The 24502-nt window shown below is 65.7% G+C and carries 27 protein-coding genes and 1 pseudogene; 13 read left to right on the plus strand and 15 right to left on the minus strand.

The window, feature by feature from the left end; translation table 11 throughout:
- Nucleotides 1-218, minus strand: a pseudogene (locus Q322_RS24125) (hypothetical protein); the annotation flags it as partial.
- 109 nt (nucleotides 219-327) lie between these two features.
- Here Q322_RS24125 and Q322_RS20790 point away from each other — a divergent pair.
- Together Q322_RS20790 and Q322_RS0108695 are read left to right on the plus strand one after the other, a co-directional pair.
- Complete coding sequence (locus Q322_RS20790) at nucleotides 328-1497, plus strand: low temperature requirement protein A (RefSeq protein ID WP_211248883.1); 1170 nt, start codon at nucleotides 328-330, stop codon at nucleotides 1495-1497.
- A gap of 43 nt (nucleotides 1498-1540) precedes the next feature.
- Nucleotides 1541-2227, plus strand: coding sequence for an SCO family protein (locus Q322_RS0108695; protein WP_029477509.1), 687 nt, complete (start codon nucleotides 1541-1543; stop codon nucleotides 2225-2227).
- Between the two features lie 81 nt (nucleotides 2228-2308).
- Here Q322_RS0108695 and Q322_RS0108700 read toward each other — a convergent pair whose 3' ends face one another.
- Nucleotides 2309-3001: a Bax inhibitor-1/YccA family protein gene (locus Q322_RS0108700; RefSeq protein WP_029477510.1), complete on the minus strand. Its 693-nt coding sequence runs from the start codon at nucleotides 2999-3001 to the stop codon at nucleotides 2309-2311.
- Nucleotides 3002-3114: 113 nt separating this feature from the next.
- Here Q322_RS0108700 and Q322_RS0108705 point away from each other — a divergent pair, with 113 nt between their 5' ends.
- The 5 genes from Q322_RS0108705 to Q322_RS20795 all read left to right on the plus strand — a co-directional run bounded on the left by Q322_RS0108705 (nucleotide 3115) and on the right by Q322_RS20795 (nucleotide 5484).
- On the plus strand, nucleotides 3115-3351 hold the full coding sequence (locus tag Q322_RS0108705) for a ferredoxin family protein (protein WP_029477511.1): 237 nt from the start codon (nucleotides 3115-3117) through the stop codon (nucleotides 3349-3351).
- Between the two features lie 4 nt (nucleotides 3352-3355).
- Complete coding sequence (locus Q322_RS0108710; RefSeq protein ID WP_029477512.1) at nucleotides 3356-3790, plus strand: hypothetical protein; 435 nt, start codon at nucleotides 3356-3358, stop codon at nucleotides 3788-3790.
- On the plus strand, nucleotides 3787-4221 hold the full coding sequence (locus Q322_RS0108715; RefSeq protein WP_245593190.1) for a group III truncated hemoglobin: 435 nt from the start codon (nucleotides 3787-3789) through the stop codon (nucleotides 4219-4221). Before Q322_RS0108710 ends, Q322_RS0108715 begins: the two co-directional genes overlap by 4 nt.
- Entirely contained in the window at nucleotides 4218-4517 is a 300-nt protein-coding gene (locus tag Q322_RS21695; protein WP_051668370.1) for a cupin domain-containing protein, read from the plus strand. Before Q322_RS0108715 ends, Q322_RS21695 begins: the two co-directional genes overlap by 4 nt.
- A gap of 217 nt (nucleotides 4518-4734) precedes the next feature.
- Nucleotides 4735-5484, plus strand: a complete 750-nt coding sequence (locus Q322_RS20795) for a Crp/Fnr family transcriptional regulator (RefSeq protein ID WP_245593191.1) — start codon at nucleotides 4735-4737, stop codon at nucleotides 5482-5484.
- 33 nt (nucleotides 5485-5517) lie between these two features.
- Here Q322_RS20795 and Q322_RS0108730 read toward each other — a convergent pair whose 3' ends face one another.
- Complete coding sequence (locus Q322_RS0108730) at nucleotides 5518-6117, minus strand: hypothetical protein (protein ID WP_029477515.1); 600 nt, start codon at nucleotides 6115-6117, stop codon at nucleotides 5518-5520.
- A gap of 193 nt (nucleotides 6118-6310) precedes the next feature.
- Between Q322_RS0108730 and Q322_RS0108735 the strand changes: the two genes are divergently transcribed.
- The 3 genes from Q322_RS0108735 (at nucleotide 6311) to Q322_RS0108745 (ending at nucleotide 10279) form a co-directional block, all read left to right on the plus strand.
- Entirely contained in the window at nucleotides 6311-7285 is a 975-nt protein-coding gene (locus tag Q322_RS0108735; RefSeq protein ID WP_029477516.1) for a polyprenyl synthetase family protein, read from the plus strand.
- A 340-nt stretch (nucleotides 7286-7625) separates the two neighbouring features.
- Nucleotides 7626-8870: a Glu/Leu/Phe/Val family dehydrogenase gene (locus Q322_RS0108740; RefSeq protein ID WP_029477517.1), complete on the plus strand. Its 1245-nt coding sequence runs from the start codon at nucleotides 7626-7628 to the stop codon at nucleotides 8868-8870.
- A gap of 86 nt (nucleotides 8871-8956) precedes the next feature.
- A complete protein-coding gene (locus tag Q322_RS0108745; RefSeq protein ID WP_029477519.1) occupies nucleotides 8957-10279 on the plus strand; it encodes a Glu/Leu/Phe/Val family dehydrogenase in 1323 nt (440 codons plus the stop codon).
- Between the two features lie 274 nt (nucleotides 10280-10553).
- Here Q322_RS0108745 and Q322_RS0108750 read toward each other — a convergent pair whose 3' ends face one another.
- The 3 genes from Q322_RS0108750 to Q322_RS0108760 all read right to left on the minus strand — a co-directional run bounded on the left by Q322_RS0108750 (nucleotide 10554) and on the right by Q322_RS0108760 (nucleotide 12966).
- Nucleotides 10554-11498, minus strand: coding sequence for an acetyl-CoA carboxylase carboxyltransferase subunit alpha (locus tag Q322_RS0108750; protein WP_029477520.1), 945 nt, complete (start codon nucleotides 11496-11498; stop codon nucleotides 10554-10556).
- Entirely contained in the window at nucleotides 11495-12349 is an 855-nt protein-coding gene (gene accD, locus Q322_RS0108755) for an acetyl-CoA carboxylase, carboxyltransferase subunit beta (protein WP_029477521.1), read from the minus strand. The genes Q322_RS0108750 and accD overlap by 4 nt, the downstream gene beginning before the upstream one ends.
- A gap of 116 nt (nucleotides 12350-12465) precedes the next feature.
- Nucleotides 12466-12966, minus strand: a complete 501-nt coding sequence (locus Q322_RS0108760) for a hypothetical protein (protein WP_029477522.1) — start codon at nucleotides 12964-12966, stop codon at nucleotides 12466-12468.
- A gap of 127 nt (nucleotides 12967-13093) precedes the next feature.
- On the opposite strand from Q322_RS0108760, the gene cutA reads away from it, so the two are divergent.
- The gene (cutA, locus tag Q322_RS0108765; RefSeq protein WP_029477523.1) at nucleotides 13094-13405 is read left to right on the plus strand and encodes a divalent-cation tolerance protein CutA; all 312 of its coding nucleotides are present in this window, start codon (nucleotides 13094-13096) and stop codon (nucleotides 13403-13405) included.
- 119 nt (nucleotides 13406-13524) lie between these two features.
- Here the strand turns inward: cutA and Q322_RS0108770 are convergent, their stop codons facing one another.
- Both Q322_RS0108770 and Q322_RS0108775 read right to left on the minus strand, forming a co-directional pair.
- Nucleotides 13525-13863: a cupin domain-containing protein gene (locus tag Q322_RS0108770; protein ID WP_029477524.1), complete on the minus strand. Its 339-nt coding sequence runs from the start codon at nucleotides 13861-13863 to the stop codon at nucleotides 13525-13527.
- 78 nt (nucleotides 13864-13941) lie between these two features.
- Entirely contained in the window at nucleotides 13942-14382 is a 441-nt protein-coding gene (locus tag Q322_RS0108775; RefSeq protein WP_029477525.1) for a hypothetical protein, read from the minus strand.
- Nucleotides 14383-14634: 252 nt separating this feature from the next.
- On the opposite strand from Q322_RS0108775, the gene dnaG reads away from it, so the two are divergent.
- The gene (gene dnaG, locus Q322_RS0108780; protein ID WP_029477526.1) at nucleotides 14635-16410 is read left to right on the plus strand and encodes a DNA primase; all 1776 of its coding nucleotides are present in this window, start codon (nucleotides 14635-14637) and stop codon (nucleotides 16408-16410) included.
- A gap of 277 nt (nucleotides 16411-16687) precedes the next feature.
- Here the strand turns inward: dnaG and Q322_RS0108785 are convergent, their stop codons facing one another.
- Nucleotides 16688-17821 (minus strand): citrate/2-methylcitrate synthase, encoded by a 1134-nt coding sequence (locus tag Q322_RS0108785; RefSeq protein WP_029477527.1) that lies wholly within the window; start codon nucleotides 17819-17821, stop codon nucleotides 16688-16690.
- A gap of 96 nt (nucleotides 17822-17917) precedes the next feature.
- On the opposite strand from Q322_RS0108785, the gene tsaB reads away from it, so the two are divergent.
- Nucleotides 17918-18472, plus strand: a complete 555-nt coding sequence (tsaB, locus tag Q322_RS0108790) for a tRNA (adenosine(37)-N6)-threonylcarbamoyltransferase complex dimerization subunit type 1 TsaB (protein WP_029477528.1) — start codon at nucleotides 17918-17920, stop codon at nucleotides 18470-18472.
- On the opposite strand, the gene Q322_RS0108795 is transcribed toward tsaB, so the two are convergent.
- The 6 genes from Q322_RS0108795 to Q322_RS0108820 all read right to left on the minus strand — a co-directional run bounded on the left by Q322_RS0108795 (nucleotide 18463) and on the right by Q322_RS0108820 (nucleotide 24438).
- Nucleotides 18463-19428, minus strand: coding sequence for an oxidoreductase (locus tag Q322_RS0108795; protein WP_029477529.1), 966 nt, complete (start codon nucleotides 19426-19428; stop codon nucleotides 18463-18465). The two genes, tsaB and Q322_RS0108795, sit on opposite strands and share 10 nt — an antisense overlap.
- Nucleotides 19429-19522: 94 nt before the next feature.
- The gene (locus Q322_RS0108800; RefSeq protein WP_029477530.1) at nucleotides 19523-19939 is read right to left on the minus strand and encodes a CBS domain-containing protein; all 417 of its coding nucleotides are present in this window, start codon (nucleotides 19937-19939) and stop codon (nucleotides 19523-19525) included.
- Between the two features lie 110 nt (nucleotides 19940-20049).
- Nucleotides 20050-22746, minus strand: a complete 2697-nt coding sequence (locus tag Q322_RS0108805; protein WP_029477531.1) for a S8 family peptidase — start codon at nucleotides 22744-22746, stop codon at nucleotides 20050-20052.
- A gap of 84 nt (nucleotides 22747-22830) precedes the next feature.
- Complete coding sequence (locus tag Q322_RS0108810) at nucleotides 22831-23505, minus strand: Nif3-like dinuclear metal center hexameric protein (RefSeq protein WP_029477532.1); 675 nt, start codon at nucleotides 23503-23505, stop codon at nucleotides 22831-22833.
- Nucleotides 23502-23999, minus strand: a complete 498-nt coding sequence (locus Q322_RS0108815; RefSeq protein WP_051668371.1) for a P-loop nucleotide/nucleoside kinase family protein — start codon at nucleotides 23997-23999, stop codon at nucleotides 23502-23504. The genes Q322_RS0108810 and Q322_RS0108815 overlap by 4 nt, the downstream gene beginning before the upstream one ends.
- Before the next feature lie 199 nt (nucleotides 24000-24198).
- A complete protein-coding gene (locus Q322_RS0108820) occupies nucleotides 24199-24438 on the minus strand; it encodes a hypothetical protein (RefSeq protein WP_029477534.1) in 240 nt (79 codons plus the stop codon).
- Nucleotides 24439-24502 lie beyond the last annotated feature (64 nt).

The following is a 24502-nucleotide window of genomic DNA, read 5'->3' on the forward strand; positions in this document are numbered from 1 at the left end:
ACCAATGCCATGCGTCGTGAATGGTTCTTGTCCATGACGCTGTCATCGAAGATGACATAGCCCCTGTCGCTGAATTGGACGTGTGGGCGCACCTGCGTCCACAGCTCCGCTGCCGTCAGGCGATCTCCTTGCAAGTACCGCTGAACTGCGTCATGAGCAAAATCGTCGATGTGATCGGCAAAATAGGTTTGCGTTCGGTTGATCTGTGTGGCAGCCAAAAACTCGCAGTACCGTTGCCGACTGACTTTCCGAGGTCTTCCCATCAGCTCAGAATCTCAAATTTGTCCAGTTTCGCGTAAGCCCTAATCTGCCCGACTCACGCCCTGGATGCGCCACCGGGACGGGCAAGGCGACATCAAGGTGTCGTTTCTGGAACTGTTCTTCGATCTGGTGTTCGTGTTCGCCATCACGCAGCTCGCGCACAGGCTGCTGGAACACTTCACGCTGCCGGGCGCGCTGGAGGTGCTGATCCTGCTGATGGGCGTGTGGTGGGTCTGGGTGGGCATTGCCTGGATGACCAACTGGCTCAACCCGGACACCCTGCCCGTGCGGCTGTGTCTGATCGCCCTGATGCTGATTGGACTGGTGATGGCGGCCTCATTACCAGGAGCCTTTGGGGAGCGTGGGCTGTGGTTTGCCGTGGCCTACGCGCTGATGGGGACAGTCAGCAGCGGCTTTGCCCTGTGGGCCATGTGGGGAACACACCAGCAGGCCAATTTCACGCGCATTCTGAGCTGGCGGACGTTGAGCGGTGCCCTGTGGACCGCAGGCGCACTGAGCGAGGGCGAGGCGCGGCTGGGCCTGTGGCTGCTGGCGCTGGGGGTGGATTATCTCTCGGCGGCGGTGGGCTTTTTCGTGCCGGGCCTGGGCCGCAGCACCACGCAGGACTGGGACGTGAGCGGCGCGCACATGGCCGAGCGGGCGGGGCTGTTCATCATTATCGCGCTGGGCGAGAGCCTGCTGGTGGCCGAGGCAACCTTCGCCGAACTGTCCTGGGACGCTGTGCATGTCGCCGCGCTGGCGGTCACCTTCGTGGGCAGCGTGGCGCTGTGGTGGATTTACTTCATTGCCAACGCGCAGGCGGGTGAACACTCCATCACGCACTCGGACGATCCGGGGCGGATTGCCCGCAGCGCCTACACCTTTATCCATGTCGCCATCGTCGCCGGAATCGTACTGACCGCCGTGGCCGACGAATTTGTGCTGGCGCATCCGGGCGGCCATACCGCAACCAAGGTCATGCTGGCAACGCTGGGCGGTCCGGCGCTGTTCCTGCTGGGCAACCTGCTGTTCAAGCGCAACATCACCGGGCAGGTTCCGGTGTCGCATCTGGCCGGGCTGGGGGGGGCTGGCCCTGCTGGTCCTGCTGACCGCACTGGTCACGCCGCTGACACTGGCGGCGCTGGCGACGGCGGTGCTGATCGTGGTGGCCGTGTGGGAGGGCCGCCCGGTCTCGGCCAGGCGCGTGGAACGGCGGGTGTTGAACTGAAAGCTTGAGATGGGGACACCCCGCCCGTGCCAGACGCCCTAGCCTGCGGGCATGAAATGGTTGACGGGCATCCTGCTGGGCATCGCGGCAATTCTGGGCGGTCTGCTGTTCGCGCGGGGGGCCAGCCCCAGCGTGACGGGGGGCGAGGCGCTGGACAACCCGGCGACGCTGCCCGCACTGGGGTTGGTGGATGACCGGGGCCAGACCACCACGCTGGCCCACGGTGACGGACGGCTGCGCCTGGTCTTCTACGGCTTCGTGCGCTGCCCGGATGTCTGCCCGGCCACGCTGGCAAGCCTGAAGAACAGCTACGGGACACTCAAGCCACAGCAACAGCAAAAGCTCCAGATTCAGTTCATCACCGTGGACCCGCAGTTCGATACGCCAGAAGTGATGCGCGCCTATCTGGACCGCTTCGATCCGGCCTTCACCGGACTGACGGGCAGGGCGACAACCATCGACGAGGCCGCCAGAGACATGTTCGTGGCGAACGTCAAGCCTCAGCCGGTCATGGCCATGGACCACAGCACCCACATGGCCCCCCCGTCCGGGCAGGGCGCGGACAATGCGGAGGCTGCCGGAGCCGGAGCCAGCGAGGCCGCCCGCATCCACGGCGATCAGGTCAGCGTGGTGAATACGGCGGGCCAGTTTGTGCGCGTCTACACCAATTCGGAAGTGATCGGCGGAGCATTGCAGCAGGATCTGCCGGGATTGATCCAGATGTACGGGGGCGGCTGAGAAAAGCCGGAGACCGCAAAAAGCCGCCCCAGCCGGTGCCGGGGCGGTTTTCGTCTGGCGCTCACTTGATTGAAACTCAGTTCAGTTGCGACTGCCCCCAAACAGGCGCAGGATGAACAGGAACATATTGATGAAGTCTAGGTACAACCTCAACGCTCCGTTGATCGCGGCGCGTTCGGCCTGCTCGCCGCTGATGCCGCTCAGGGCCATATTCCGCAGCATCTGCGTGTCGTAGGCGGTCAGGCCCGCGAACAGCAGCACGCCGATAATGCTAATGCCGAAGGTCAGGGCGCTGCTGGCGACGAAAATGTTCACGATCATGGCGACGATCAACCCGATCAACGCGAACATGAAGAAGCGGGCAAACGCGCTCAGGTCCTTCTTGATCACGTAACCCACCACGCTCATGGCCCCGAAGGTTCCGGCGGTGGTGGCAAAGGCGCTGATCACCGCGCTGGGGCTGTAGACGAACAGCAGGGCGCTGAAGGTCAGGCCGGTCAGGGCGGCGTAGGCGATGAACAGCATCCCGGCCACCGTGCTGCTCAGGCGGTCCGCGAACAGGCTCAGGCCGAAGACCAGGCCCAGTTGGACCAGCAACAGCGGCATGCGAATCTGCATGATCTGAAAGGCAAACGCCTCGTTCTGGGCGGTCAGGTAGGCGATTCCGGCGGTCAGGGCCAGTCCGGCGGCCATCCACGAATAGGTGCGGGCCATAAACGTGCGAACCAGCTCTTGCGTCCGCGCCTGCGATTGGGGCATGAGATAGGTCTGCATACGCTCCATGATACGGCGTCATGGCGGGAAAAGTTCCCGCATCTGTCCCTCTTGCAGTCTGGACCTTGACCCAGGTCATGGCCGTGCTGAACGCCGTCTGCCACACTCTAGCCATGACCCATATCATCACCAGTCCGTGTATCGGCACCAAGGATGCGTCCTGCACCGAGGTCTGCCCGGTGGAATGCATCTACGACGCCGGCGAGATGTACCTGATCCACCCCGATGAGTGCATCGACTGCGGCGCGTGCGTCCCCGCCTGTCCGGTCAGCGCCATCTTTCCCGAGGAGGACGTGCCCGCCGGGGAGGAGAGCTTTATCGCCCGCAATTACGAGTTCTTCAGGGTCTGAGGTGATGACGACACCCTCTGAGACCCCACTGGCCTGGCTCCCGGGCCTCAACATCCTGCTGGTGGGCCTGTGGGTGGGCATGTACCTGTTCATCACCTTCGTGGTCAGCCCGGCTTTTGCCGAACTGTTCCCGGACGCGGAGGTTCGCCGCGCCCACCGCCGACGGGTGGGGCGACATTACGCGCGCGTGAACGGCCCGCTGACCGCCGTGCTGGGCGTGGTGGCGCTGGTCATGATCTTCACGGGCGGCGCGGCCTCAGTGCCGTGGGCCAAACTGCTGCTGTGGGCCGAACTGCTGCTGCTGGCGCTGATCGGCGGAGCGGTGGCCGTGCACGTCCGCCGGGCGTCGGTGGCGGGCGCAGCCGTGCCCGGCTGGATCACCCACCTGACGCTGGGGGCCAGCGTGCTGCTGTGCGTGGCCGCCGTGGGGGGCGCGTGACCGCTCCGGTGCTGTTGACCGCCGACGGAGAAACGCTGTTCTCGCGTATTGGCGAGGACCGCCTGCGGGCGCTGCTGTGGGGCTTTTACGCGCAGGTGGTGCGGGACGGGTTGCTGGGGCCAGTCTTCAGAAGCCGTGTTGGGCCGTTTCCGGGGGCGGGGTGGCCGGTGCATATCGCCCGGCTGGAGGGCTTCTGGCGGGCCGTGACGGGCGGCCCCAGCGCCTACCGGGGGCAACCCGGCCCGGCGCATAGCAACCTGGGCGCGGAGGCAGTCCATTTTGACCGCTGGCTGGCGCTATGGGAAACGGCGCTGGCTGAACACCTTGATCCGCCGGAAGCGCAGGCCATGCTGATGATGGCCTCGCGCATGCGGGTGTCGTTGCAACGTTTCGCTCTGGCCGGAACGTCTTCAGAAAAAGGAGTCCAATGACCACCGAACATGCGCCATCCACCGATATTCAGCGCGCCGCGCCTCCACGGGTCCTGGCCGTTACCCCGCACGGGCGCTCGCTGCTGTTCACCCTGGAGGCCGGACAGGGCATCCCACCGCACCGCCACCCCGGCGCACAGGCGGTGCTGGCCGTTCTATCGGGAGAGATCGAGGTCACGACGCAGAGCGCGCAGACCCTGGGGGCCGGACAAGTCGTGACCCACGACGGCAACGAGCCGATCAGCCTGCTGGCCCGTCAGCCGGGGCAGGTGCTGGTCACGCTGCTGGGCGGGTGAGGCGTGGCAGCGGCGTGGCAGCATAGGGGGGTGATACGGATTCCGTTTGTTTCGTGGATGAGTCGGGCATGAATCTGGACAGCGCCGACTCATCCACGTCACGTCCGAGACCCGTTTTTCTGCTGCTCGCTGTCTTGTCCAGAGCAGCGCCCATGAGGACGCCTGGACGCCCGCTCGGATGTCCAGGTGTTTCCAACACCTTGCAATCGGAGTCCGTATGAGTTCAGAACGCGCCCTTGCCCTCCTGCGTCACGCCCCCATCTTTCAAGGCGCGCAGGAGCCGGATTTGCTGCCGCTAGCCGAACTGGGGCGGTTCTCTGTGCTGTCGCGCGGACAGCATCTTTTTCAGGCCGGGCAGGCGGTGGAATCGCTGTACGTCGTTGCTCTGGGTAGCGTGCGGGTCTACCGACTGTCACGCGGGGGACGGCGCGAGCTGACCCTGCATGTCGAGGGACCGCGTCAGGTGGTGGCGGGCGTGGCCGCCTTTCAGAGTCGGGCGGTCTATCCGGCGCACGCGCAGGCCCTCCAGAGTCCTACTGAGGTGCTGGCCCTGCCCGTGGACGCCGTGCGGGAGGCGGTCTTCCACACGCCGGCGCTGGCGCAGGCGGTCATCGCGTATTTTGCCCGGCGGCAGGCCGAGTTGCTGGGGCGGCTGGATAGCCTGGTGTTCAGCGAGCTGGGCGAGCGGCTGGCCGCTTACCTACTGGAACACTCGGCTGCTCCCCACGCGCTGCCCACCAATTCCGAACTGGCCGCGCTGCTGGGCACCGTACCGGAGCTGATCAGCCGCAAGCTGGGCGAGTTCTACCGGCTGGGCTGGATCGTGCTGGAACGTGCTGGAGCGGCGCACCGTGCGGGTCAGCGACGCGGCGGAACTGGCCCGGCTGGCAGGCGGCACGCAAAAAGAGGCGGGGCGCTGAGGAAAACCCCAGCGCCCTGTCCTCTATTTAGTCCTGTCCTTCTATAGCCCTGTTCTTCTACAGCCCCGTTCTTTTATAGCTCAGCGCCCATCGTCGCCTACCCGCTCGCTTTGCAGGCGGCCCCCACCCACAGCGTCGTCCAGTTTGACCGCCCCGTGCTGGCGCATCAGGCTCAGGGCCTCGTCAGCGCGGGCGCTGCTGGGGTCACGGGCGATCACGATAACGTGACCGTCGCTGATGCCCGAGTTAAACCGCTCGGCCTGCACCGGGGGCACGCCCATGCGGCGCAGCAACGTCACGTAGTCACCGTGGTCACTGCCCGCCAGCGCGCCGAACAGGCCGCCCAGCCCCAGCCCGCCAAGCGCGCCGAAAAGCATGCCGTAAATGCCGCCCTGCTGATACAGCCGCGTGGCCGGAAACACCAGCAGCAGCAACCAGATCGGAAAGGTCAGCGCCAGACCGGCCAGCGCGCCCATCAACGCGCCCCGAATCACGCTGGACGCTCCCGCAGGCGCACCCGCTTCCGGGCTGACGCCGGTGGACTGCGCCAGATCGTCCTCGGCCACAGCGTCGTTCAGGGCGAAGCCCAGGTGATCGCGTTCAAAACCACGGGATTTCAGGGCTTCCAGAACGACCTTGGCCTGACCCGGCTCACGAAAGAGGGCAACGACACTTTCCATACCTGCATTTTTACCACGCGCAGCGCGAAAAGGGGAGGGACAGGAGGGAAACGGTCCCTGAGGTCCGGAGGGCGCAACGGCAGCGGGCGGGTGGCCTGGCAGTCCACGGCACGGCCCTCCCCAGACGTGGCCCGCACCCCGCACCCACCCGGCGGTACGTTTAGCCCCCCCGCCCTCTCATATACTGCGGGGCATGACCGGCGTGCTGGCCCTGAGCGTTCCCGATGCGGCTTTCGAGGCGCGTCTGCGCGAGGTGTTGCGCTCACGGGTGGAGTTCATCGAGCTGATCGGCGACGATCTGGTGGCGGCGGGTGGTAAGCGCATCCGGCCCCTGCTGGCGCTGCTGTCGGCGCAGATGCTGGGCGCAGTGCCCACCCGCCCCGGCTGGGACGCCGTGCTGGACCTTGCGGTGTGCGTGGAACTGCTGCACTCGGCCTCGCTGCTGCACGACGACCTGATCGACGACGCCGATACCCGCCGGGGCCAGCAGTCGGCCTTCCGGCGTTTCGGGAACGTGGTCAGTGTGATGAGCGGCGACTTCATGCTGGCGCGGCTGTTGACCCTCCTGTCCAGCATGAGCGGCGGCCCGGCCCTGACCCGCACCTTCGGTGAGACGGCGGGGGTGATCTGCGAGGGCGAGGTCCTGCAATTTCAGGTGGCGGCCTATCAGGAATACGATCTGGCGCATTACCTGACCGTCATTCACGGCAAGACGGCGGCCCTGACCGAGCTGGCCGCCAGCGCGCCGGCCACCCTGCTGGATGCGGGGGACGGCGCTTACGAGGCACTGTGTATTTACGGGCGCGAATACGGCCTGGCCTTTCAGATGCAAGACGACCTGCTGGACCTGGCCGGGACCGAGGCGCAGATCGGTAAGCCGGTGGGTGGCGATCTGCGCGAGGGCAAGGCCACCTATCCATCCCTGCTGTTGCTCCAGGGACCGCACGGGGCCGAGGTCCGCCGCATTCTGGAACGCCGCGCCGCGCACGACGGCGACGTGGAGCGGGTGCGTGAGCTGGCGCTCAAGACCGGCGCGTTTGACCGGACCCGCGAGGAAATCCGCCGCCGCGCCGCGCTGGCCGTGGACGCCCTGCACACCTTCCCCGCCTCCGAAGCCCGCCACGCGCTGGAAGATCTGGCCCGCCGCGAGATCGAGCGAGCGCGCTGAACCACTCCGCCGTCTCGCCTCGTTGGACATGGCGGCTGGGCTGACCTTCCATTTGGCAGGTCTCCCTCACTCCTACTTCCTCAGTGCGGGCTGGAACTGCTTCAGCTCTTTTCTTTGTCCTGGCCTCATTTTTTTGGCTTGACGGGCCAGGCGGGGAGCGTTAGAACGGGGGCGCGGCAACATGGGGCTGGGCCGCCCATGGATAAGCCCTGTCGTGGGAACACTGTTGTCTATGCGTGTATGCTCCAAAGACACAGTTCACCTGGAACGTTCGGGGAGGCTCAGTCCCTCCGCACCCTCTTGACCCACCCGGCACCAACCCACGAAAGGAGAACCCCACATGCGGGCATCAGGACTCAACTGGCAGGGCCTTATGGAGCAGCTTCAGCAGGCGCTGCCGCACTGCGACGTAACCGATCAGTCGCTGGCGTATTTCAAGTATCCCAAGCGGACCCTCACGGTGAATCTGCCCGTCCAGATGGACGACGGCAGCATCAAGGTCTTCAAGGGCTTCCGGACTGTCCACAGCACCGCGCGCGGCCCCAGCATGGGCGGCATGCGCCTCAAGGAGGGCCTGAACGCCCACGAGTGCGAGGTCCTGGCCGCGATCATGACCCTCAAGGCGGCGGTGGCCGATCTGCCGCTGGGCGGCGCGAAGGGCGGCGTGGACGTGGACCCTTCCACGCTCAGCCCACACGAGACCGAGGGACTGGTGCGCCGCTACACCTCCGAGATCGTGGAGCTGATCGGGCCGCGCAAGGACATCCTGGCCCCCGACGTGGGCAGCGACGCGCAGATGATGGCCTGGATCATGGACACCTTTAATCAGAACACCGACACCACCGTCAACGGCATGGTGGTGGGCAAGCCCCTGCCACTGGGCGGCAGCTACGCCAGCAAGGACGCGCGCGGACGCAGCGCCGCCCTGGTCACGGCCCGCGTGCTAGACGTTGCCGGGCGCAGTCTTCACCGCGCGCCGTGTGCGGTGTACGGCTTCGGCGACGTGGGCCGCAAGGCCGCCCAGACGCTGGCCGCGCACGGCGCGATGGTGATCGCCGTGAGTGACCAAAGCGGCGCGACCTTCGCCAGCGGCGGCCTGGACCTGGACGCCCTGTCGCAGCACCGCGAGCTGTTTGGCAGCGTGCAGGGCTTTGCCACCGACATCACCGTAGACGAGTTGCTGGCCCTGGATGTGGACGTGCTGATGCTGGCCTACGACTACGGGGCCGTGAATGCCAGCAACGCCCACGCCGTGCGCGCCGACTACCTGGTAGAGGCCACCAACCGCGCCGTGCTGCCCGAAGCCGAGCGCTTCCTCAAGGAGCGCGGCGTGACCGTGCTGCCGGATCTGGTCGCCAGCCTGGGCGGAGCCGTCATCAACTACCTGGAATGGGTGCAGGACGCCAGCAACTTCTTCTGGACGGAAGAGGAGATCGAGGCGTCCATCGACGAGCGCGTGAACGCCGCCGTGGACACCGTGATGGAGTTCATGCGAACCCGCGACATCGACCTGCGGACAGCCGCCTACGCCGTGGCCCTGAACCGCCTGCACAATGCGACGGTGATGCGCGGGGTGTATCCGTGAGCGGGGCCGACGGCTACAGGCCAGTCCACCCCATTCCCTCAGACCTTTTGACGCTTTAGACCCTGAGACATCCAAAGGAGACCTCCATGACCGCCACCCAGGAACCCGAACACGTCAAGCAGAAGAAATATGGCGCGCACGACATTCCCAGCTACCTCGATCCCAACCACATCGGACCGTACGAGATCTATCTGGAACAGGTGGAGCGGGTCACGCCGTACCTGGGCAAGCTGGCGTACTGGGTAGAAACCCTCAAGCGGCCCAAACGGATTCTGGTGGTGGACGTGCCGATCCACCTGGACGACGGCACTGTGGCGCACTTCGAGGGCTACCGCGTGCAGCACAACACCTCGCGCGGCCCGGCCAAGGGCGGCATCCGCTTTCACCAGGACGTGACCCTGAGTGAAGTGATGGCGCTGTCGGCGTGGATGACCATCAAGAACGCCGCCGTCAACCTGCCCTACGGCGGCGGCAAGGGCGGCGTGAGGATCGATCCGCGCAAGTACAGCACCGGGGAAATCGAACGCCTGACCCGCCGCTACGCCACCGAGATCGGGCTGATCATCGGGCCGGAAAAGGACATTCCCGCCCCCGACGTGAACACCAACCCGCAGACGATGGCGTGGATCATGGACACCTACTCGATGAACGTGGGCCGCACCTCCACCGGCGTCGTGACCGGCAAGCCCGTCAGCCTGGGCGGCTCGCTGGGCCGTGCGGACGCCACCGGGCGCGGCGTGTTCATCACGGGCGCGGAGGCCATGAAAAAGCTGGGACTGCCGATGGAAGGCGCGCGGATCGCCGTTCAGGGCTTCGGCAACGTGGGCGAGGCGGCGTCGCGCATCTTCCATCAGCACGGCGCGAAGATCGTAGCGATTCAGGACGTGACCGGCACCATCCACAGCGAGGCGGGCATCGATCCTGCCGCCGCGCTGGACCACCTGCGCCGCACTGGCAAGATCACCGAACTCCCCGGCAGCGAGGAAATCCAGAAGGACGAGTTCTGGAGCGTGGACTGCGACGTGCTGATTCCCGCCGCGCTGGAAAACCAGATCACGCTGGTGAACGCCGACAAGATCAAGGCCAGGCTAATCGTGGAGGGTGCGAACGGCCCCACCAACCCCGCTGCGGACGATCTGCTGGCGGCCAAAGGCATCACCATCGTGCCTGACGTGCTGGCGAACGCCGGAGGCGTGACCGTCAGTTACTTCGAATGGGTGCAGGATTTCAGCTCCTTCTTCTGGACGGAAGAGGAGATCAACAAACGCTTGGACCGCATCATGTCCGAGGCCTTCCTGAGCCTGTGGGACGTGAAAGAGCAGCATAATGTGACGCTGCGGACCGCCGTGTACATCGTGTCCTGCACGCGGGTCCTGGAAGCGCGGGCCTTGCGCGGGCTGTACCCGTAAGGGACCCTCTTGCTTCGCGGCTTCGCAAGTCACCAACCCTCTTCCCAGCGGAGAGGGCTTTTTTTGTTTCGGTTCGTGGCTGGAGGTATCCGGTATAGACCCCGAAAAACGTGGTGGCGAGACAGCAATCTCCCAGCTACCGCTTTCCAGTACATGGTCAACCCATCTTTTGGAGGCCAGAATAATGAAAATGGTATCTGTCAACCACGTCCTAGTCGGACAAAACGCTCCCATGACAGAGAAGTCCACTCTGCTTTGATCGTTTGACGCTGTACTAGGTCTCGGTAAACGCCCCCAGCGCCCGGAACCGCGCTGCCCGCCCCTTTTTCAACTCCTGCGGCGACTGCGCCATCAATTCGGCCAGGTGGCGGCCCACGGCCTCGCCCACGGCGGCGGCGGCCTCTTCCGGGTTCAGGTGTGCGCCGCCTGTGGGTTCAGGGATGACCTCCTCCACGATGCCCAGGTCCAGCAGATCGGGGGCGGTCAGCTTTAAGGCCTCGGCAGCCAGTGGGGCCTTGCTGGCGTCCTTCCAGATGATGCTGGCCGCGCCCTCCGGCGAGATCACGCTGTACCAGGCGTTTTCCTGGATCAGCACGCGGTTGCCCACGCCCACGGCCAGCGCGCCGCCACTGCCACCCTCGCCAATCACGGCACACACCACCGGTACGCGCAGGCTGAGCATGCGGCGGATGCTCTCGGCAATCGCCCAGCCCTGGCCACGTTCCTCGGCCTCCAGGCCCGGATACGCGCCCTGGGTGTCCACCAGCGCCACCACCGGCAACCCGAATTTCTCGGCCAGGTCCATCAGGCGCACCGCTTTGCGGTACCCCTCGGGATTGGCACTGCCAAAACGGCGCTTGATCTTGGTCTTGGTATCGCGGCCCTTTTGCTGAAGCAGCAGCATCACAGGTACGCCCATCCAGCGCGCCGGGCCGCCGATTAAAGCGGGATCGTCGCCGAAGCGGCGGTCACCGTGCAGCTCGGTAAAGCCGGTACACAGGCGGTCCACGTAATCCAGCGCGGTGGGCCTGCCGGGGGCGCGGGCCAGTTGCACCCGTTCCCAGCGGCTGAGCGGACCACTGGCCTCGCGCAGTCGCTGGACTTCCTGGCGCAGCGGCGAGATGGAGGCGTCCAGATTCTGCCCGGTGCGCTCGGCGGTGGCCTCCAGATCACGCACGCGGGCCTCTAACTCGCGCAGGGCTTCAGGACTGCCGGTCACGCACTGGCCTCATACTTGGTCAACAAGCCCAGCAGATTTGCCAGGTACGGGCGCTGTTCGCGGCGGTCCACCACGGCGTCCACCATGCCGTGATCCAGTAGAAATTCGGCGCGCTGAAAACCCTCGGGCAGGTGCTGGCGAATGGTCTGCTGAATCACGCGCGGCCCGGCAAAGCCGATCAATGCCCCCGGCTCGGCCACGATCACGTCGGCAATCGTGGCAAAACTGGCGGTCACGCCCCCGGTGGTGGGGTCCGAGAGGATGCTCACGTAGGGCAGCCCCGCCTCGGCCAGGGTCTCCAGCGCCACGGTGGTCTTGGCCATCTGCATCAACGACAGCGCACTCTCCTGCATTCTGGCCCCGCCGCTGGCAGTCACGATCAACAGAGGCGTGCCGTGTTCGGCGGCAAACTCGGCGGCACGCGAGATTTCCTCACCCACCACGCTGCCCATGCTGCCGCCGCTGAAGGCGAAGTCCATGACCGCCAGCGTCACGGGCAGGTTCAGCAGGGTGCCGCTGCCGGTCAGGATCGCGTCGGGGCGTCCGGTCTTGGCCTGGGCGCGTCTCAGGCGGTCGGTGTACGCCTCGGTATCGTGAAAATTCAGCGCGTCCACGGGCCGCACCTTGCCAGACAGCGGCGTGAAGCTGCCCTCGTCCAGCAGCACGTCCACCCGCTGGGCCGCGCCCAGACGCAGGTGGTGGCCGCACTTGGGACACACGTAGGCGTTACTGAGTAGATCTCGGTTGTAAATGCTCTCCTTGCACTGAGGGCACTGGGTCCATAACTCGGGCACGTCCGCGCCCGGCTGTTGCTGTGGGCGGCGGCGGCGGAAAAATCGGTCAAGCGCCATGCGGTTCAGTCCTCCGGGGGTCCTTCTCTGGCCGCATTCTAGCCGCGTCTAGCCACAGGAAATGCACCCGGTTCAGCGAAAAGGAGCGGAAAGGCTGTACCGCCACATTTCAGACCTCATTTATCGAGTTTATCGAGCCTGACTTCGACCATGCTGGGCGGTGTCGTCGAGGACTCACCCAACTTGCCCTTCAGGTAATCGTCCAGTTGCGCCAGTTGCAGGTTCATATCGCGCTGAAGCTCGTCGATGCGGCTGTGGACGGCCCGCACTTCGTTGCTGGTCTCGCCGGTCCCCAGCGCATTCATCCGGGAATCCAGGTGACTGCGCAGTTCGGCGAAGCGGCTTCCCTCCTGGCTGTCCAGGCTGACCCGCAACGTTTCCATATCGCGCAGCAGCTTGGCGCTGTCGGCCTGGGCGCGCAGATTGCTGATGCCCGCCCAGAAATAGAACAGCAGGGCGGCAAAGACCGCCGTGAGCAGCATGATCAGCCCAACCGGGGCCGTCACATACTGGACAAACCCCAGATTCATGGGGTGCAGCGCCATCAGCGAGCCGAAATTCAGCACCGCGAAGATGAGCAGGAGAACAAGGCCGGCGATCAGGACGATAGTCCGCATAGGGCGGAGCTTAACACCTCGCCCCGGCTGAACGGCAGCGGCGACTTTGCGGTAACTTTTACACTCCGCTCCGGCAAGGGCTGGGATTACGGTCGTCCCTTTGCTGCCGGGGGTATCCTGTGACCCTATGTCCCTCGTCGTGTTGGTTACCCTTCCCCCCGAACGGGCGCATGATCTGGCCCGCACGCTGGTCGCCGAGCATCTGGCGGGTTGCGTCAACATTCTGCCTGGCCTCCAGAGCGTGTACCGCTGGCACGGCGACGTGGCCGAGGACCCCGAAAGCCTGCTGCTGATCAAGACCAGCGGCGAGAAGTACCCCGAGTTGGAGGCGCGTATCAAGTCCCTGCATCCCTACGAGGTCCCCGAGATCATCGCCCTGCAATACGACCGCGCCCTGCCCGAGTTTCAGACCTGGCTGCGCGAGGCGCTGACCTCGTAAGGACCGGAAAGCGCGGCTTTTCAGCAACAGCCAGGCGAGCTTTCCCAGACTAATCTGCCAGAGAAATCCCCAGCTCACCAGGAGGCGGGGAGAACGTTTTGTTTACGCAGGTGGCTGGATCAGCCCGCCTGGCCCGGCGTCGTGACCTCCACGGCGGTCAGGGTTTCGGTGACGCGGTAGGTGTGCTGCGCGCCTTTCGGGACGCAGTAGCTGTCGCCCTCGCCCAGCATGATCGTCTGACCGTCCAGCCTCAATTCCACCTTGCCGCTGATGACATAGCCCAGCGTCTCGTAATCGTTGGCGTGGGGCTGTTTGCCCTCGGTGTCGCTGGGAGCCTCGTTGTGCCACAGGCGCATGCTGCCCTGCTGCCCTGCCACCAGGTGGTGCTGGCCGTCCTTGCCATGTGTGGTCGTGTCTCGGCTGACTTTTTGCTGCGGGCTGTCGCTGTTCTGGGTCATGGCCCCACTGTCGTCCCTGACTGTTCAGGTGTAGTGATCTGCGCTTAAGTGGGCATTCATGAGGACTTGCCGGGACCTTTATGCGCCCTCGCCCGGCTCCGCCAGTGGGCGGGTCTGCCAGGCTAGATACGCCGAGTACACGTTCAATGCGCCCGCCGCCAGATGTCCCAGCGGCAACTCGCCGCCCACCGCCCAGGCCAGCGCCGACACGGCGGCCAGCCCGTTCAGGCCCAGGCCCAGGCGGTAGGTCAGGGTCTCGTGCGGGGTGTTGTACATGGGCGTGCGGGCGTGGGGGTCGTGCATGGAGGTCAGCGCCTCGGCGTAGCGGATCAGGGTCAGGATGCCGTAGACCAGCAGCAGCCCAGCCAGCAGCATTACCGCCAGCCCCAGATACCGGCTGACGTGTTCGTAGTCCAGCGCCCCCAGCACGAAATGCGCCAGCGATCCCAGAACGCTGCTCAGCGCCAGCCCCAGCGTTCTGGGCGTGCTGTAGTTGGGGGGATCGCCGAGGGCGGGCATAACGCGGCCCTCAGCTTGCCGCCTGCGTGGGGGCGGAGGATGAGCGCGGCGCGGGGCAAAGCGTTAGGACAGGCGCGAGGCCGCCCCAGTCGTCCCCGCCGTGCCCTCTCATGATTTCAGACGTGTGACACGGCGTTTTTGCCCTCTAGCCGCAGACTGCCCCGGAAGCGTACACTACGAGATCATGCCCGGACGGCTGCCCCCCACTTTTCAGGGCGGGTACGGGCGCGGCATCCGGGGAGGTGAGGACACATGGGAACCAAGGAAGACGTTCGTTCGCGGCTGAACATCGCGGAAGTCGTCGGTGAATATGTGCGCCTGACCCCCGCCGGAAAGGGCCGCATGAAGGGGCTTTGTCCGTTTCACAACGAGAAAAGCCCCAGCTTTCAGGTGGACACCGATCAGGGGTATTTCTACTGCTTTGGCTGCAAGGCGGGCGGCGACGTGTTCAGCTTCGTGCAGCGCAGCGAGAGCCTGAGCTTCGGGGACGCCCTGCGCAAGCTGGCCGAGCGCGTGGGCATTCAGGTGGAGGCCAAGTACGGCGAGCGCAGCAGCCGCGACCTGTACGACGTGAACGCCTTCGCCCTGGCCTATTTCCGCGAACACCTGCCGGGGGTAGCGCTGGACTATTTCCGGCGGCGCGGCCTGACCGACGAGACCATCGCCGCCTTCGAGCTGGGCTACGCCCCCGACGGCTGGGACGGTCTTCTCAAGCACGCCCGCGTCAAAGGATTATCCGAACGCCAGTTGCTGGAAGCGGGCCTGCTGACCGAGAACGCCGAGAACGGACGCATCTATGACCGCTTCCGGGGACGGGTGATGTTCCCCATCCGCGACCACCTGGGCCGTCTGGTGGGCTTCGGCGGGCGCGTGCTGGACGACAGCAAACCCAAATACCTGAACACCCCTGAAACCGACGCCTTCCACAAGGGCGAGGTGCTGTACGGGCTGGACAAGGCGCGCACCGGACTGGGCAAATCGGAGAACGGGGACGCCGAATTGATCGTGGTGGAAGGCTATATGGATGTGATCACCATGCAGCAGCACGGCTTCACGGGCGCGGTGGCCTCGCTGGGAACCGCGCTGACCGCCGAACACGCCACCCTGCTGGAACGGCTGGGCGCACGCAGCATCTCGCTGATGTTCGATCATGACGAGGCGGGCCTCAAGGCCATGCTCAAGGGGCTGGATCAGGTGCTGGGGGCCAAATTCCGGGTGCGGGCCACCTCGGTTCCCAGCGGTAAGGACCCAGCCGACGCGCTGCTGGCCGGGGACGACGCAGGCATCCGCAAAGCGCTGGCCGACGGCGTAGACGAGGTGCAGTACCGCGTGCAGGCCGCCACCGAGACGCACGGCACCGCCACCGCCGACGGCAAGAGGCGCATCCTGATGGAGCTGCTGCCGCGCATGCAGAACCTCGATCCGCTGGACGAGATCGCCGAGGGCGTGCGTACTGCCGCCTGCGAGACGCTGGGCATCAAGCCCGAGGCGCTGCTGGAGTGGATCGGCTCTAAGGCCAAGCGCCGCACCCTGACCGACACCCATCTGGCGGGCATGAGTGCCGGGCGCGGCGAGGAGGAGAACGAGCTGAAGCTGCTGCGGCAACTGCTGATCGATCCCAGTCTGCTGGCCAAGCTGGACGGCAGCGTGCCGTGGCGCAACGAATCGGTGCGCAAGGTGATGCTGGCGGTGCAGGGCGCAGCCAGTTCCGACGCCATCCTGGACGTGTTCCGGGGCCAGCCCGAGGAACAACTGCTGATCCGCCTGCTGTTCGAGGGCCGCGATTCCGGCAGTATCTCCCGCCACGGCAGCGAACAGTACGATCAGAAGGTCAATGCCTACGCCGCCGCCGCCGTGGACGACATTCAGGTGACCCTGAGCATCGACGCCATGCGCGCCGAGATCGGCCTGCTGAAAAAGCAGGTGGGCGGGGCCGCCCCTGCCGAGCAACTGGGCATCCTGAAGCAGATTGGGGAACTCCAGCGCGCCGTGGAAGCCGAGAACCGGGGACGGCGGGGCATCGCGTAGCGCGGAAGACCAACTGTTAGGCGGTCAGGAAAAGTGGTTCTCCTCGGTCCTCAAGCAGGACACGGGTGAACGCCCCCGTCGCTCCAGTCCTCTGCCAGAGATCAAAAAAATCCTCCTTCCAGACCCGGAAGGAGCAATCTGGTACCTAGAGCAGTTCTCCGAATTACGTCACCGGAGCAGAAGACTTCCGGTGACTCCATTCTCCGTCCTGCTCGGTAAAAGCCACTCGCTTCGCTCGGTCATAAAAATGGTCTTTTTATGACAACTGCTCTAGCGTCTACTTACGGTCCTGAATCTGCACGTAATGCGCGTCCTTCTCGCCAGTATAGACGCTGCTGGGGCGCAGCAGGCTGTTGTCCTGGCTGTACTCGATCACGCTGGCGCACCAGCCGCTGATGCGGGCCAGAGCAAAGATCGGGGTGAAGAACTCCTTCTTGATGCCGAGGTCGCTGTACACCGTGCCGCTGTAGAAGTCCACGTTGGGGTAAATACCTTTGTCGCCCAGACGGTCTACCACGGTTTTCTCGATGGTTTCGAGGACCTGGTAGTAGTTGCTCTTGCCTTCTTTACTCGCCACATGCTCGGCGTAATCGCGCAGCACGCGGCTGCGGGGATCAAAGTTCTTGTAGACGCGGTGGCCCACGCCCATAATCTTTTCCTTGTTGTCCAGCTTCCTGCCGATGTAGGCCTCGGCCTTATCAGGAGTGCCGACTTCATCGAGCATGTCCATCACGGCCTCGTTCGCGCCGCCGTGCAGTGGCCCCTTCAGCGCGCCGATGGCGGAGGTGATGCACGAGTACATGTCGCTGAGGGTGCTGGAGGTGGCAATTGCCGTGAAGGTGCTGGCGTTCATGGCGTGATCGACGTGCAGCACCAGGGCGATGTCGAACAGACGCGACTGCTCGGATGTCGGCTCCTGGCCGGTCAGCATGTACAAGAAGTTCCCTGCGTGGGTCAGGTCCATGCGCGGCGCGACCATCTCTTGGCCTTCCTGCGTGCGGCTGATGGCAGCGATAATCGTGCCGAACTGTGCGATCATGCGGATGGTGATGGCCCGCTGCGCTTCCGGGGTGATGTCCTCGGACTGCGGATCGAGCAGGCCCAGGTAGGACACCGCCGTCCGCAGCGCCTGCATAGGATTGATGCCACGCGGCATGTCTTGAATGACCTGCTGAAGCTGCTGCGGGATGGCGCGGTTTTCCTTGAGGTGTGCGTCGAAGGCGGCCAGTTCAGAGGCCGTGGGCAGTTGGCCCTCCAGCAGCGCCAGCGACAGTTCCTCGAAGGTGCTGTTCTCGGCCCATTCCTGAATCGGAATGCCCAGGTGCAGCAAAATCCCCTCCTCGCCGTTGATGAAGGTCAGCTTGCTCTCGGTGAATTTAACGCCTGCCAGGCCCTTGGCGATTTCAGTCATGATGTCCGAGGATAGCACCGCCGCCCCACCCAGTCAGACTCGCGTCACGTTCCCGCCGGGGTGACAATCTTCATCTCGGCCCTAGAATGCCCGGCGATGACTGCCCACGTTCACGTCGTTCTGGCCCTGGATACCGCCACCCCGCACCTGACCCTGGCCCTGCGCTGGGAGGGCGGCGAGGCAGCCTTTTCAAGAGAGGTGGGCCGGGCGCACGCCGAGGAATTGCCCGCCGCCACGCGTCAGTTGTTCGTGGACGCGGGCCTGCCCTTTCACGCAGACCTGATCGTGATCGGCACCGGCCCCGGCTCATATACCGGCGTACGGGTGGGGGCGAGTTACGCGCTGGGGCTGGGGCGCGTATGGGGCGTCCCGGTGCACGGCGTCTCGACGCTGGAAGGGCTGGTGCGTGGCGACGGGCCGCAGGCCGTGTCGCTGGACGCCCGCAAGGGCAACGTCTACGGCGCGGTCTACGAAGTCAGAGACGGCGCAGTGCAAGGCGTGCGCCACGCCCCGCAGAAATTCAGCCTGGAAGAGTTTCAGAGCTTGATCGGCCCGCTGCCCCATCACCAGGACCCCGTGCCGAACGGACTGGCCTTGCTGGAGGCGGGATTACGACACGGAGCGACAGACTGGGCGCTGGCCTACCTGTAGTCGCCCACCAGCTCCTTGCTCAGCGCCCACAGCCGCGCGGCGTTCCCAGGATCGCGGGCGTAGGGCTTGTGGCCGAACATCGGATCGGGGTTCTGCGGGTCCAGCGGCGTGCTTTCCTGAAGGTCTTCCAGGAACAACCCACCCATGCCCTCCAGTTGCGGCGAGGTGGCGGCCCACACGGTTGTGGACGCGCCCTCTTCGGTGGTCTTGAAGACCGGATTCAACCCGCCCGATTCATCCTGCCAGCCCATCGCGCGCTGCTCTTCTAAGCTCACATGCTTTTGCAAGCCGGTCATGATGCCGCCGGGGTGGACGGCATTGGCGGTGACGCCCCGCGCGCCGTATTTCTGGGTCAGACCCACCGCGAACAGGGCGTTGGCCGTCTTGCTCTGGCCGTAGGCGTCCCAGCGGTCATAGGGGCGGCCTTCAAAGTTGATGTCGTCCCAGACGATATCGCTGCGGCGGTGGCCGCTGCTGCTCAGGGCCACCACCCGGGCGAGCGCGGCGGCCAGCAGCGCGGGCATCAGCAGTTCGGTCAGCAGAAAGTGGCCCAGGTGATTGGTCCCGAACTGCGTCTCGAAACCGTCCGGCGTCTGGCCCTGCGGCGTCGCCATGATGCCCGCGTTGTTGATCAGGATGTGGATTGCGGGGGCCGCATCCAGAATCCGGCCCGCCCCCTCCCGCACCTGCGCCAGCGAGCCGAGGTCAAGCTGGATCACCCGGGCCTCCTGATTTCCGGTGGACTCGCGCAGCTCGGCGGCCACCTTCTCACCCTTCTGCGTATCCCGGACAGCCAGCATGACGGACGCCCCAGCCGTCAGCAGCGCGCGGGCCGTCTCGACGCCAATACCGGAAGAAGCCCCGGTAACCACGGCGGTCTTGCCGCTTAGGTCGATGCCCTGAACGACTTCAAGGGCGGTGGCGCGCGGCGCGAGTGGACTGGCGATGGTGGTCATGGGGCCGAGCTTACGCCTTCAAGCGTAGGAGGAGGCGGGCGGCCATCTCTATAATCGAGAGATGGCCGCCGCTCCAAAGCGGAGGAAATCCGGCTCAGCTCGTCGGCTGGCTGATGCCCTGCAAGGCCTTTTCGTCCGCGCCGGTCTGCGCCCGCACGGCCAGATCGCCCAGGCTGACGATGCCCACCACCTTGCTGCCCTCGGTAACGGGCAGGCGGCGCAGTTGGCGCTGGGACATCTCGCGGGCGGCCTCGTCCACATTGGTATCGCCAGTCATGGTGAACACGTCGCCGGTGGCGTAATCGCTGGCGGGAGTACCGAAATCGTGGCCGTAGGCGACGGCGCGCACCACGATGTCCCGGTCTGTGATAATGCCGGTCAGGGTGTCGCCGTCCATGATCAGCACGTTGCCGATGCCCTGTTCCTTCATGTGGGTGGCGACCTCCTTGAGGGTGGCGCGGGTGTCCACGACGGTCAGGTCCGGGGTCATGATCTCTTTCAAAGTGGTCATGCGCTCACCCTAGCCCGCCAGCGTAGGGGGGCGGTGGGAAGGGGCTAAAGATAGGAGAGAAAAAGGGAGAGGCGCGGCTGGCCTCTCCCCCATCTTCAAACTTCTATTCTCTAGCGCATCAGCCAGTCGAAGGACGTCTTGACCAGGATGTTGCGGCTGTTCGGGGTCAGCCCTTCCAGGCCAAAGCCCATATTGACGGTGCGGTAGCGGCCCGCGTCGTTGGCGACGATGGCCCCGGCGTTTTCCCCGGCGCTCTGGGCGCTGACCCGTCCGCCGCGCGCGGGCGGGCTGGCCTGCTGACCGCTGTTGCCAAAGATCTGGCCCAGGGCGGTGCCGATGATCTTGCCCGCGATCTGCTCGACCAGACCGCGCGGGTCCTGCTGCTTCTGGGCGGCGCGGCCCCGGTTGGGATCGACCTTGATGCTCTGGGCCGTGATGGTCCCGGCGTTGGCGTTGGCCGTGCCCCAGGAGGCGACGGTGGCGCTGCCGCCCAGATCGGCGATCACGTCGGGATAGACCTGATTCTGGGCGCTGCCCGAGGCGTTCAGGGTGTAGGCGGTGTTGCCGAAGGCCCCACCCGTCACGAACTTGGCATTGCCGCTGCTGTCGGCCACGAAGCGGGTCCTGAGGACACTGCGGTAAAAGTCGCCCTCACCGATGTCGTAGCCGACGTCCTGGCCGGTGACCAGCAGCCGTCCGCCGCCCGACAGGTACTGGCGCAGGGTGTTCTGATCACCAGCCGTGATGGTGTTCTGATACTGCTCACCGCTGGCCCAGATCACGATGTCGGCCTTTTGCATCTCGCTCAGGGGGGGCGCGCCCTGGGCCTGCACGTTCCAGACAAAGGCCCCGCCGCTGACGGCATTGGCCTTGAGGGCGTCGCGCAGCGCGTTCGTCACGTCCGCGCCCTGGCCCATATCGTCATCGACGAGCAGCACGCGGGGCTTGCCCGCAGTGGGAGCAGGGCTGGGGGCGGGGCTGGGGGCGGGGGCGGGGGCCGGAGCAGGCGTGGGCGCAGGCACCGAAGCGCCAGGAACCGGCTTGATAAAGCAGCCCTTGAACTTGCCGGGGGCGGGATCACGGCCCCACTCGGCCACCGTGCAGTTGAAGCCGTCGGTGCCGGTGCCAGTCGCATACTGGCCCTCGGTGCCGAAAGCGGCGGCGCGCTGCCCACTGAAGTTGCACTTCTGACCCTCCAGCGCGCACAGCTCGTACCCTGCCGGGCCGGTAGGCGTCTTGTTGGTGCTGGGCGGAGGTGTGGGGGCGGGCTTGGGCGCGGGGGCAGGCTTGGGCGCAGGCGTCGGAGTCGGTGCGGGCGTCGGGGTGGGCTTGGGCGCTGGCGTGGGGGCGGGCGCTGGCGTAGGCGTCGGTGCGGGAGCAGGCGGCGGCGTGGGGGCAGGCGGCGGCGTGGGGGCAGGCGGCGGCGTGGGGGCCGGGGTGGGCGTGGGCGCGGGCTTGGGGGCCGGGGCAGGCGCACCCGCGCTCACGCCCAGTTTGCCCAGCGCGCCGGGAATGCTGATCAACCCGAAGCCCACGTTGTTGTTCTTGTTGCCCGCATTGCTGGCGCTGGTGTACAGCGCATTTTTAATGGCGTCCACGCTGCTGCCCGGCTTGGCCGAGAGCAGCACCGCCACCGCGCCCGCCGCGATGGGGCTGGCCTGCGAACTGCCGCTCTTGGCCCCGTACTTGCCCCCAGGAATAGAGCTGGTGATCTCCTGCCCCGGCGCGGCGATATCGGGCTTGGTGAACACGCCGTTAATCTTGCCAGTCCAGGCCACCGGCCCCCGGCTGCTGAAGCTGGACACATTGCCGCTCTGGTCTACCGCGCCCACGCCCACCGCGTCGGGCAAGTTGCCGGGGCTGCCGGTGCTGCTGGATGCCGGACCGAAGTTGCCGATGGCGAAGACCGGGACCACCCCGGCCTTGAGCATGTTCTGCACCGGCACAATAAACTCGTCGTAGGTGCCGGGGATGCCCAGGCTCATGTTCACCACGTCCGCGCCGTCGTCGGTATCGGCGTTGTTATCGGGGTCCAGCACGTACTGCATCCCGGCGATGACCTCGGCAAAGGTCCCCTCGTTGTTGGGCAGCACCAGCGCGCTGATGATCTGGGCGCTGGGGGCCACGCCCACCGTGTCGCCCACCAGCAGCCCCGCCGTGTGGGTGCCGTGATCGGTGCTGTCGTGCGGCTGACTGTTGACGCGGTTGCCCTCGCCGTCGAACTCGGCAAAGGCGATGACCTTGCCGTTCAGTTGCGGATGGCTGGGATCGATGCCGCTGTCCAGGTGACCGATCTTGATGCCCTGGCCCTTGAAACCGGCGGCCCACGCCTGCGGCGCACCGATCTTGGCCAGGTGCCACGGCTCCCCGGCGGCGGCGGCAGACGCACTCAGGGCCACAGCCTTTTGCGGCTTGGGAATCTGAACTTTGAAGTTCTCAAAAATGTCGGTCACAAAGGGCAGCGCGGCCAGGGCGCGGGCCTGTACCGGGGTCAGCGGCAAAAAGATGCTCTGGTCCAGCCACAGCGAGGTGGCCTGTCCGCTCTTGATCGCGCTGGCCAGAAAGCCCGCCGCCGACCCGAGCTGGTTCAGACGTCCATTGAGCTGCGAGCGCAGATTCTTGAGCTGGGCACGGCCCCGCGCGTCGTTGCCGAACTGGAAACGCACGATCACGCCCACCTTGGTCTGGTCACCGCGCTTGGCCCGCTCCAGCAGCGTGGGCGATAGGCCCGCCGCGTCCGCCGAGGAGAGGGACGCGCCGCCCAGCATCAGGGCCGCGCCCAGCAACAGGCTCTTTCGTTTCAGCATCTTCATGGCAGTCAGCGTACCCGCCTGCCCATGACGGCCCCTGAACGCCGCGTGAGGAAACCTTAAACCGCCGTCAGGGCCGCGTCAGTCTGCCTGCGCGTGAATCTCGGTGCGAAGGCCAGGAAACGCCGCGCGCAGTTCATCGGCCAGCCGCCGCAGGCCCCACTGCTCGGTGCGGCGGTGGCCGAGGGCGATCACGCTCAGCCCACGCGCGTGGGCCGCCGCCGCCGCCGAGGGGCGCAGTTGCCCGGTCAGGTACACCCGTACACCCCCATCGGCGGTGTGTTCGATGAGGCCAGGACTCATGGCGTTTATCAGGGCCAGGCGCAAGGGTTCGGGACTGGGAGCAGGCGGCCACGAGCTGTCCTCGCCGCCCAGTTCGGCGTGCAGGGCCGCGCGCAATCCGGTCCAACTGTCCTGCGGTGGCGTGGCGGTGATGCCCTTCAGTTCGCCCCTCCAGACCACTTTCCGCACGTCGCGCCAGCCGAGAGCGTGGGCCAGCCGGTAATTCGGCCCGGTCGTCAGCGCCAGGTCAAAGCCGTCGTGGACGCCCAGCACACCCAGTCCGGACCACCTCTCGCCCACCCGCAGGGAGCGGTGAAGGAACAGCGCGTCGGCGGCAGGCGTGGGCGGCAGATCGGCAGGTTCGAGGGCCAGGGCCAGCCTCCGCACTGTCTGTCGCCCTTCGCGCTTGAGCGGCTGCTGTTCACCCAATTCGGCACGCAGCCAGTCGGCCAGTTCATGCAGGGTGGGAGTCATTCCTGCCACCGCCAGACTCTCGACACAAACGAAGGAACCTCCGTCGCCGCCAGTTCCTCCGCTTCCGACACCTCATACCACCCCGCCCATTCCTCCAGTTCGGCCCGCGTGATCGGGAAGGTGTCGGGCGGCAGATTGAGATTGCGGGCCTCCAGCCGCCGCCACAATTCATGCATTGGCACGTCCAGCACATGCAACTCGAAATGGACCCCCAGTTCAGCGGCGCGGGTGCGGAACAAGGCGCGTTCCTCGCGCGCCCAGCAGCCATAATCGAGGATCACATTCATTCCCAGCGTTAAAGCACGCGCCGCCACGCCCCACAGCAATTCAGACTCCAGAATCCAGCGCCGGTCATCCGCTTCGCCCGCGCCGAACAGCGGCGTCATCCACTCGTCGGGTGTCAGGCGCAGGGCCGAATGTTCCAGCTCCAGCCGCCGCGCCAGCGTGGTCTTACCCGCGCCGGGCAGGCCGATCAGCAGGAAGAGGGTAGGCATGAACAAACACTAGCGGAGGCGGCTCCGCGCTATTGCCAGGACCGCTTCCACAGGATGAGAACTTGTACGGATTCCGTCTGTTTCTTCAACAAATCGGGACAGCTCTGATATGTTGACTCCACGCCCGGAACCCGTGTCTCTCCTGCTCGCATCCGCTCGGATTAAACCGTTTTTGCAAACGATCTAAGCGAAGTCCGTATTACTTCTCGTCGTCCTTCTGCTCTGACTTCTTGTCGTAATCCACGCCTTTCCAGCCTCCGGGATCAAGCAGACCCGCCGAAGAATCGCGCTCGATGTTCTCGTCGATGAATTCCTGCGAGGCGTGCGCGCCCTGCTCGGTTTTCGCGCCGCGTGGGGTCTCGCCCCGGACCTCGGTGCGCTGCTTATCGGTCATCTCGGTGCTGAAGGTGGGATTCTCCGGCTTTTCAGAATCGGTCATACCCCATGTTGCGCGGCTGGCACGGCGGGGGCGTGAGAGAAGGGCCAACGGGCGCAGGGCGAAA

It is taken from the genome of Deinococcus frigens DSM 12807 (genome assembly GCF_000701425.1).
GTDB lineage: Bacteria > Deinococcota > Deinococci > Deinococcales > Deinococcaceae > Deinococcus > Deinococcus frigens.

Bases quoted from the DNA above. Each gene is read 5' to 3' on its own strand.
- Q322_RS0108740 (WP_029477517.1), top strand. From the start codon at position 7,626: ATGCGGGCATCAGGACTCAACTGGCAGGGCCTTATGGAGCAGCTTCAG.
- Q322_RS0108760 (WP_029477522.1), bottom strand. From the start codon at position 12,966: ATGCGGACTATCGTCCTGATCGCCGGCCTTGTTCTCCTGCTCATCTTC.
- Q322_RS0108795 (WP_029477529.1), bottom strand. From the start codon at position 19,428: ATGACCACCATCGCCAGTCCACTCGCGCCGCGCGCCACCGCCCTTGAA.
- Q322_RS0108730 (WP_029477515.1), bottom strand. From the start codon at position 6,117: ATGGAAAGTGTCGTTGCCCTCTTTCGTGAGCCGGGTCAGGCCAAGGTC.
- Q322_RS0108705 (WP_029477511.1), top strand. From the start codon at position 3,115: ATGACCCATATCATCACCAGTCCGTGTATCGGCACCAAGGATGCGTCC.
- tsaB (WP_029477528.1), top strand. From the start codon at position 17,918: ATGACTGCCCACGTTCACGTCGTTCTGGCCCTGGATACCGCCACCCCG.
- Q322_RS0108785 (WP_029477527.1), bottom strand. From the start codon at position 17,821: ATGACTGAAATCGCCAAGGGCCTGGCAGGCGTTAAATTCACCGAGAGC.
- Q322_RS0108810 (WP_029477532.1), bottom strand. From the start codon at position 23,505: ATGACTCCCACCCTGCATGAACTGGCCGACTGGCTGCGTGCCGAATTG.
- Q322_RS0108735 (WP_029477516.1), top strand. From the start codon at position 6,311: ATGACCGGCGTGCTGGCCCTGAGCGTTCCCGATGCGGCTTTCGAGGCG.
- Q322_RS20795 (WP_245593191.1), top strand. From the start codon at position 4,735: ATGAGTTCAGAACGCGCCCTTGCCCTCCTGCGTCACGCCCCCATCTTT.
- Q322_RS0108775 (WP_029477525.1), bottom strand. From the start codon at position 14,382: ATGCCCGCCCTCGGCGATCCCCCCAACTACAGCACGCCCAGAACGCTG.
- Q322_RS0108745 (WP_029477519.1), top strand. From the start codon at position 8,957: ATGACCGCCACCCAGGAACCCGAACACGTCAAGCAGAAGAAATATGGC.
- Q322_RS20790 (WP_211248883.1), top strand. From the start codon at position 328: ATGCGCCACCGGGACGGGCAAGGCGACATCAAGGTGTCGTTTCTGGAA.
- accD (WP_029477521.1), bottom strand. From the start codon at position 12,349: ATGGCGCTTGACCGATTTTTCCGCCGCCGCCGCCCACAGCAACAGCCG.
- Q322_RS21695 (WP_051668370.1), top strand. From the start codon at position 4,218: ATGACCACCGAACATGCGCCATCCACCGATATTCAGCGCGCCGCGCCT.
- Q322_RS0108805 (WP_029477531.1), bottom strand. From the start codon at position 22,746: ATGCTGAAACGAAAGAGCCTGTTGCTGGGCGCGGCCCTGATGCTGGGC.
- Q322_RS0108770 (WP_029477524.1), bottom strand. From the start codon at position 13,863: ATGACCCAGAACAGCGACAGCCCGCAGCAAAAAGTCAGCCGAGACACG.
- cutA (WP_029477523.1), top strand. From the start codon at position 13,094: ATGTCCCTCGTCGTGTTGGTTACCCTTCCCCCCGAACGGGCGCATGAT.
- Q322_RS0108815 (WP_051668371.1), bottom strand. From the start codon at position 23,999: ATGCCTACCCTCTTCCTGCTGATCGGCCTGCCCGGCGCGGGTAAGACC.
- Q322_RS0108800 (WP_029477530.1), bottom strand. From the start codon at position 19,939: ATGACCACTTTGAAAGAGATCATGACCCCGGACCTGACCGTCGTGGAC.
- Q322_RS0108700 (WP_029477510.1), bottom strand. From the start codon at position 3,001: ATGCAGACCTATCTCATGCCCCAATCGCAGGCGCGGACGCAAGAGCTG.
- Q322_RS0108695 (WP_029477509.1), top strand. From the start codon at position 1,541: ATGAAATGGTTGACGGGCATCCTGCTGGGCATCGCGGCAATTCTGGGC.
- dnaG (WP_029477526.1), top strand. From the start codon at position 14,635: ATGGGAACCAAGGAAGACGTTCGTTCGCGGCTGAACATCGCGGAAGTC.
- Q322_RS0108820 (WP_029477534.1), bottom strand. From the start codon at position 24,438: ATGACCGATTCTGAAAAGCCGGAGAATCCCACCTTCAGCACCGAGATG.
- Q322_RS0108710 (WP_029477512.1), top strand. From the start codon at position 3,356: ATGACGACACCCTCTGAGACCCCACTGGCCTGGCTCCCGGGCCTCAAC.